The 7,489-nt window shown below is 64.7% G+C and carries 5 protein-coding genes; all 5 read left to right on the plus strand.

Annotation, left to right across the window (positions count from 1 at the left end; translation table 11 throughout):
* Window positions 1-1,995: penicillin-binding transpeptidase domain-containing protein (locus tag ABEL04_RS08730; protein ID WP_375802003.1), on the plus strand; the 1,995-nt coding region annotated here is incomplete at its 5' end.
* Window positions 1,996-1,999: 4 nt separating this feature from the next.
* Window positions 2,000-3,538 (plus strand): UDP-N-acetylmuramoyl-L-alanyl-D-glutamate--2,6-diaminopimelate ligase, encoded by a 1,539-nt coding sequence (locus ABEL04_RS08735; protein ID WP_375802004.1) that lies wholly within the window; start codon window positions 2,000-2,002, stop codon window positions 3,536-3,538.
* Between the two features lie 67 nt (window positions 3,539-3,605).
* Window positions 3,606-4,763: a phospho-N-acetylmuramoyl-pentapeptide-transferase gene (gene mraY / locus ABEL04_RS08740; protein ID WP_375802005.1), complete on the plus strand. Its 1,158-nt coding sequence runs from the start codon at window positions 3,606-3,608 to the stop codon at window positions 4,761-4,763.
* 48 nt (window positions 4,764-4,811) lie between these two features.
* Window positions 4,812-6,194, plus strand: coding sequence for a UDP-N-acetylmuramoyl-L-alanine--D-glutamate ligase (gene murD / locus ABEL04_RS08745; protein WP_375802006.1), 1,383 nt, complete (start codon window positions 4,812-4,814; stop codon window positions 6,192-6,194).
* Between the two features lie 106 nt (window positions 6,195-6,300).
* Window positions 6,301-7,452, plus strand: a complete 1,152-nt coding sequence (locus ABEL04_RS08750; RefSeq protein WP_375802007.1) for an FtsW/RodA/SpoVE family cell cycle protein — start codon at window positions 6,301-6,303, stop codon at window positions 7,450-7,452.
* Window positions 7,453-7,489 lie beyond the last annotated feature (37 nt).

Below are 7,489 nucleotides of genomic sequence, written 5' to 3' on the forward strand. Positions count from 1 at the left end.
AATGAAGCGAACTATGCACCGACGACGCGCCACTCGGAGCGCACAACTGCCATGAGCCCCAAGGACCAAATTCTGGCCCGGATGTACGTGGCCCTGACCTTGCTCGGCATCGTGCCCGCGGTCGTGGCCGGGCAGATGGGGTGGGTCATGGCGACGGAGACGACCGAGCTCCGGAACCAGGTTCGGGAACAGGCCCGATCCACCGTGAAGATTCCGGCTACGCGCGGGGCCATCCTCGATCGGGACGGCCGTGGCCTTGCGATCAACACAGCCCGGTACGACCTGGCGCTCGACCCGACGGTAGAGGGCTTCCGGAAAAGTGAAGCCGTGTTCTTTGACAAGCTGTCCTCCCTGACCGACACTCCCGCCTCCAAGTACAGGCAGAAGGTGGAAGACCGGCACAGCCCGCAGTACGTGCGGCTATGCGAGGGATTAACGCCCCGCCAGTACGAGCGAGTTCGCCGGTGGGACATCCCGGGACTCATCCTGACGCCCGAGTTCGGGCGGCGGTACAACTACGGCACCACGGCCGCCCACGTGCTCGGCCATGTGGGCCGCGACGGCGAGGGCCTCGCCGGGCTGGAGCTGGAATACAACGATGTGCTGGAGGGAACGCCTGGACGCCGCATCGTAAGTCGCGATCGGAGCGACAACATCCAGGCACTGGTGGGAGGAAAAAAGGTGCCCCCAGAGCGGGGCGACGACCTCGTGCTCACGATCGATCTGGTGCGCCAGGCCGCGCTGGAGAATGAGCTCCGCCGGGGCGTGCGCCAGAGCGGCGCGGAATGGGGGACGGCCGTGGCGATGAACCCGAACACAGGGGCGATCCTCGCCATGGCTAACGTGCCCACTTACAATCCCAACCGGCCGGGGGCGTCTCCCAGTGCGGCCCGTCGCAACCGGGCCATTACCGACCGGTTCGAACCGGGCTCTACGTTCAAGCTCGTGGGAGCCGTTGCGGCCGTCGAGCAGGACATCGTTGATCTCGACGACTCGGTCGAGACGGGAGACGGATGGGCTGTCTTCCACGGGCACACGATGAAAGACGTTGAAGCACACGGCACGATTCCCTTCGCCGACGTCATCGTGCAGTCAAGCAACGTGGGCATGGCGAAAACGGTCGAGAAGATCGACCGCGGTGTTTTTTACCAGTATGCCCGCAACATGGGAATTGGCCAGCCCACCGGCATTGATCTGCCCGGCGAGGTGGACGGAGTGCTGAAGCGACCATCCCAGTGGAGCCAGACGACGAAAACATCGATGGCGATCGGTTACGAAGTAGCGGTCACTCCGCTCCAGCTTCTCACGGCGTACAGTGCACTGGCAAATGGGGGGCTGCTTATGAAGCCCTATGTGGTGGCGAGGCGCCAGGACGTGAGCGGCACGACCCTCTGGACGAACGAGCCCGAGGTGATTCGTCGGGCGTTCAAGCAGAAGACAGCCCGCACGCTCCGGCCGACCTTCGAGCGAGTCGTAAAGGAAGGGACTGGAACCAAGGCACAGGTGAAGGGCCTTCGCGTGGCGGGCAAAACGGGTACGGCCCTTCGCGTGGCGGAGGGCGGATACTCAACGGAGGAGGGCAGGGCCACCTTCGTGGGGTTCTTCCCAGCCGACGATCCGAAGGTGGCGCTGCTCGTGATGCTGGGAGCCCCAGAGACGAGCATCTACGGTGGCGAAGTGGCGGCCCCTGTATTCCGGCGCATCGCGCGGCGGTGGATCGGAACGTTCCCCGAGGTGCTGGACCGGGTGACGCCCGCCCCCACCTCCGGGTCCGGAGAAAGGCTGGCGAAGAGCCGCGCCTCGGCAGAACGCCTCCCGGCGGACGCATCCAACACGATGCCCGACCTTACAGGAGTCAGTACGCGGAGGGCAGTAGCGTGGCTGCGCGAGCGCGGCGTCAGCATAACGCTCGACGGAACGGGGACGATCGTGCGCCAGCGGCCTCGGCCGGGCGCGCCGCTCCCGTCGCAGGCCTTTCTCACGGCAGCCCAGTGAGCGGATGGCGGGCAGCGACCACACACATACCGCTCAGTTTCGTGAAACAGCCCCCGATTCGCTCGCCTGGACGACGCTTCGGCGGCGACTTCGGGACGCAGAGTTACTGGAAGAGATCATCTGCGGGTCGGACGCTCCCGACCCCGACACACTTACGATCGACCACCTAGCGGATGACAGCCGGGCGGTCGATCCCGGCGGTGGTTTCGTCGCTATTCGCGGCGTGGACGCCGACGGTCACTCGTTCATTGACATGGCGGTAGAACAAGGCGCTCGTCTCGTTGTGTGCGAGGCGGCGCCGGCCCAGACGCGCGAGCGCTTCCCCGAGGCTGTGTTCGCCCGCGTGAGGGACTCGCGGAAGGCCCTTGCTGAAGGCGCCGCCGCACTGTACGGGGACCCGGCCGAGGCGCTGCGCCTCGTGGGCGTGACGGGCACCAATGGCAAGACGACGGTCGCCTACCTCGTCCATCATCTGCTGGAGGCGCTTGGCCCGACCACCGGGCTCCTCAGCACGATCAAGGTGCGCACGGGGGCCGGGACGACCACGATGGACCTCACCACACCCGGCCCGCTCAAACTGCATCGCACGCTGCGACAGATGGTGGAGGCGGGCTGCACGGCCTGCGTGATGGAGGTGTCGTCGCACGCCCTCGACCAGGAGCGGGTGTACGGGCTCGACTACGACGCGGCGCTCTTCACCAACCTTACGGTCGATCATCTCGACTACCACGGCACCCTGGAGGCCTACCGGGAAGCGAAGAAGAAGCTGTTCGATGGCCTCGGCGCCGGCGCCACGGCCCTCTACAACGCCGATGACGAGGCCGGATCGATGATGGTGGCCGACACGGAGGCCGCGGCCGTGTCGTACGCGCTCGACCGGGCCGCGGACGTCGAGGCGACGGTCCTGGAGAGTCGGATCGATGGCCTTCGGCTGCGAACCGACGGTCGGGAGCGGCGCTTTCGGCTGGCGGGACGGTTCAACGCCTACAATCTGGCGGCGGCCTACGGCGTCGGAACAGCGCTCGGCCACGCTCCGGATGAGGTGCTCGACGCTCTCGCCGGGGCTCCCCCAGTGCCGGGCCGTTTCGAGCCACTGCACTTTGACGACGGCAGGACGGTCGTCGTGGACTACGCGCACACTCCAGATGCCCTCGAGAACATCCTGCGCGCCGTTCGGGAAACGATGCCCGAAGCCGCTGCGCTTTGGTGCGTGTTCGGCTGCGGAGGAGACCGCGACCCTACGAAGCGTCCGACGATGGGTCGCATCGCCGAGCGCCGCGCCGATCGGGTCATCGTGACCAGCGACAACCCGCGTACCGAGGATCCGGAAGCGATCCTGGACGACATCCGCCACGGGGTCGATCAGCCGGCCGAGATGGACTGGATCGTGGACCGCGAGGCGGCAATTCGGGCGGCGGCCCGCAAGGCCGGATCAGAGGCCGTCGTCGTAATCGCTGGCAAAGGCCACGAGACGACGCAGACCATCGGCACCGATACACGACCGTTCGACGATCGCGAAATGGCACGACGATATTTCCGCTGATGAGTGGAAAGCGTGGGGGCAGGATCGTTATCGCTCCGACGCCCTCGCGCTCCCACGCCCACACGCTGTGCTCTACTATCTCATCGACTACATTGACCAGCTGTACGAGCCGCCCGGGTTTCAGGTGATTCAGTTCATCACCGTGCGGGCGGCGCTGGCGTCCATTACGGCGCTCGTCATCGCGATGGGGGCGGGCCGCGGCATCATCCGGTGGCTGCGGCGACAGCAGCTCGGCGAACGGGTACGAGAGGGGGAAGCGGCCGGGGCCGTGAGCCACGTGCACAAGGCGGGCACGCCCACCATGGGCGGCATCATCATCCTGCTGGCCGTGGGCGGGGCCACCCTGCTCTGGGGGGCCATCGCCAATACGTACGTGTGGCTGGCCCTGGTGGCAACCGCTTGGCTCGGGGCCGTGGGGTTTGCCGATGATTACATCAAGACGGTCAAAAAACGAAAAGAAGGGCTTCCCCCGCGCTACAAGATCGCCGGACAGGTGGGCGTCGGGCTCCTCGTCGGGGGGGTGCTCTACTTTCATCCCGACTTTGCGGCGTTCAACACGTTCACGTTCATGCCCTTCCTGAAGAATCAGGTGGTCGATTACGACATCTTCCGGTACTGGGAGATCGGGGTTGACTTGGGCTGGCTCGTGTATCTCCCCGTGGTCGTGTTCATCATCACAGCCGTTTCCAATGCCGTGAACCTAACCGACGGGCTCGACGGGCTGACGACAGGGGTAACCGCGTTCGTGTCCCTCGGTCTGATTGCGCTGGTGTACATCTCCGGCAACGTCAAGTTTGCCACGTTCCTCAATGTGATGTACCTGCCGGGCACCGGCGAACTGACCGTGTTCGTCGCGGCCATCGCGGCGGCTTGTTTTGGGTTTCTCTGGTACAACGGATACCCGGCCACCGTCTTCATGGGCGACACCGGAGCACTTGCGCTCGGCGGGGCGGTCGGGAGCACCATCCTCATGGTGCGGAAAGAATTGCTCTTGCCCCTGCTGTGCAGCGTGTACTTCGCCGAGGCCGTGTCGGTCATCCTGCAGACGAGCTACTTCAAGTACACGCGGCGCCACACCGGGACCGGGCACCGGATCTTTCGGATGGCGCCTCTGCATCACCACTACGAAGCACTTGGCATGCACGAGGCAAAGATCGTGACCCGCTTCTGGATCGTGACCGCCATTACCGTAATTGCGGCCCTGCTCATCCTTCGCATTCGCTGATTTCGAAGGGCAGTGCCTAGCGCTGCCCATTGCCCTGTTTGAATTGCTATGACCCCAGACGACGCTCGCACAAAGCGAGGAACCGTTGTGGGTGGGGCCCGCAGCGGGCGGGCCGTGGCCCAGCTGCTGGCCGAGGCCGGGGGCGAGGTGTTTCTCACCGAGCAGGGACCGCCGCCCGAAGGGACTGAGGCGGCCCTCGATGCGGCCGAGATCGACTACGAATTTGGCGGGCACACGGTGGAGGCCCTCGACGCCGACTTCTTCGTGCTTAGTCCGGGCGTGCCCATGCAGTCCAACATTGCACAGCAGGCCAAACGGGCTGGGCTCGACATTTACTCGGAAATCGAGGTGGCCTCGTGGTTTTGCGATGCCCCCATCGTGGCCATCACGGGTACCAACGGCAAGACGACTACGACGAGCCTCACAGGGCACGTTTTCCGGCAGGCCCTCGCCGACGACCCTGAGCGCAACGTCATTGTGGCCGGCAACATCGGGTACCCATTCTCCGACTATGTGCTCGACGCCGAACCGACGGACGTGGTGGTACTGGAGGTGTCCAGCTTCCAGCTCGACCACGTGGACACGTTCTGGCCCCGGGTTAGCGTTCTGCTCAACATCACGCCCGATCATTTGGACCGTTACGACCACGACTTCGAAGCGTACGCGCAGTCGAAGTTCAACATCTTCCGCAATCAGGGGGCCGGCGATGCAATGGTATACAACCGTGACGACGACCTCGTGCGCAATGCTGCAGAGCGAGCGGCCGAGGCACAGGGCATCCGTCCGCTGGCCATTTCGCTGCACAGGGTGCCGGAGACAGGAGGGGGCCTGCGGGACGACCGTATCATTCTTCGAATCGACGACGAGGACGAACCACTCATGCATCGAGACGAGCTCGCCCTTCGGGGGCGCCACAACGTGTACAATTCACTCGCTGCTGCCGTCTCGGCGCGCGTGATGGAGGTGGAGAACGCTGTCATTCGCGAGAGCCTGGCCGGCTTCGAGGGGGTGCCGCACCGGCTCGAAGAGGTTCGTACGGTCAACGGCGTGCTGTACGTCAACGACTCGAAGGCCACGAATGTGAATGCGGTCTGGTACGCCCTGGAGAGCTTTGAGCGACCGGTCGTGCTGATTGCGGGCGGACGGGACAAAGGGAACGACTACTCCGACCTCCAGCCCATCGTCCGTGACGGGGTGCGTGCGGTGGTTGCCCTCGGGGAGAGTGCCGACAAGGTGATCCGTAAACTCGGGACGGAAGCCCCCGAGTACAGCCGGGCCCGGACCATGGAAGAGGCCCTCAGTCAGGCACAACAGTTCGCCCGCCCGGGCGACGTCGTACTCCTGAGTCCAGCGTGCTCGTCGTTCGACATGTACGAGAGCTATGAGGAGCGCGGCGACACCTTCCGTCGCCTCGTGAAAACATTGCTATAGTACGTATTTCGTATGGCGTATTTCGGGCCGGAGAGAAGCCCGTTACGCAGCACATGTGATCCAGTGAGCCGAAGATCTTGGGCTCCCCAACAAGCGTTGACGTTCGATGAGCGTCGTTCAATCCCTCAAACGTAAAGTTACCGACCAGGCTCCCGCGGACAAGTACGTGGTGTGGGTCATCCTGGCCCTCTCGGCGGTCGGCGTGGTGGCGGTGTACAGCGCCATCACGTACATGGCGGAAGTGCGGATTGGGACGGAGCCGGTTCACTTCCTGACCCGTCACCTCGTCCGCGTGGGCATCGCGCTCGGAGCGATGGGCATAGTGAGTGTCATTGACTACCGCACGCTTGCACGGTACAGCCGCATTGCCCTCGTCGGGGCCCTTCTGCTCCTGGCGGCCACCAAGATTGCCGGCCTGTTCTCAGAGGGGGCCGACCGCTGGCTGCAGATCGCGGGGTTCGGCTTCCAGCCCTCCGAACTTGCACGCGTCGCGCTGGTCCTCTACGTGGCCGTTCTGCTGGTACAGAAGCAAGAGTACGTGAAGAGCTTCAGCCGAACCGTCCTCCCGATTCTATTCTGGGTGGGGCTGACGGTCGGGCTCATCGGGCTCGACGATCTTTCGACGGCCTCCGTCGTGCTCCTCACTGTCCTGCTCATGTGCTTCGTGGGGCGGGTGAGCATCGTCCAGATCCTGGGCCTTGGCCTGCTGGGAGCGGCAATGGCGTTCGGGGTTATCGCGAACTCACCGGATCGAGCCGCTCGTGTCGAGTCGTATCTCGGCGTCAATCTCTTTGCCAGTACCAGTACCGAGCAGGTGATGGACGCGGGCGGGGAACGGTACCAGTCGCGGCAGGCCCGCATGGCCCTCGCCATGGGCGGCCTCACGGGGGTGGGGCCCGGCAAAAGCGTGCAGCGCGACTTCCTGCCAGCCCCGTACAACGACTTTATCTTCGCAATCATCGCCGAGGAGTACGGGCTGCTCGGGGCCCTCTGCCTGCTGTTTGGGTTCTGCGTGTTGCTCTTTCGAGGGTATCTCCGCATCGCTCGGAACGCACCCGACCCCCTCGGGCTCATCCTGGCAACGGGGCTCACCTCGCTCATCGTCGTGTACGGATTTGTGCACGCCAGCGTATCCTGTGGACTGTTGCCGGTAACCGGTCTCCCAATGCCCTTCGTGTCGTACGGCGGCACGTCCCTGCTGGCCAACGGCATCATGGCCGGCATCCTCCTGAACATCTCTCGACACGCCCAGCCGTAGGGCGTCCCGCTTGGGACGCCTCTGAGAACAAACGCTA

Source organism: Salinibacter sp. (genome assembly GCF_042218895.1).
GTDB lineage: Bacteria > Bacteroidota > Rhodothermia > Rhodothermales > Salinibacteraceae > Salinibacter.

What these genes read in the sequence shown, in the direction of transcription:
- ABEL04_RS08735 (WP_375802004.1), top strand. Translation starts at nt 2,000, where the DNA reads ATGGCGGGCAGCGACCACACACATACCGCTCAGTTTCGTGAAACAGCC.
- murD (WP_375802006.1), top strand. Translation starts at nt 4,812, where the DNA reads ATGACCCCAGACGACGCTCGCACAAAGCGAGGAACCGTTGTGGGTGGG.
- ABEL04_RS08750 (WP_375802007.1), top strand. Translation starts at nt 6,301, where the DNA reads ATGAGCGTCGTTCAATCCCTCAAACGTAAAGTTACCGACCAGGCTCCC.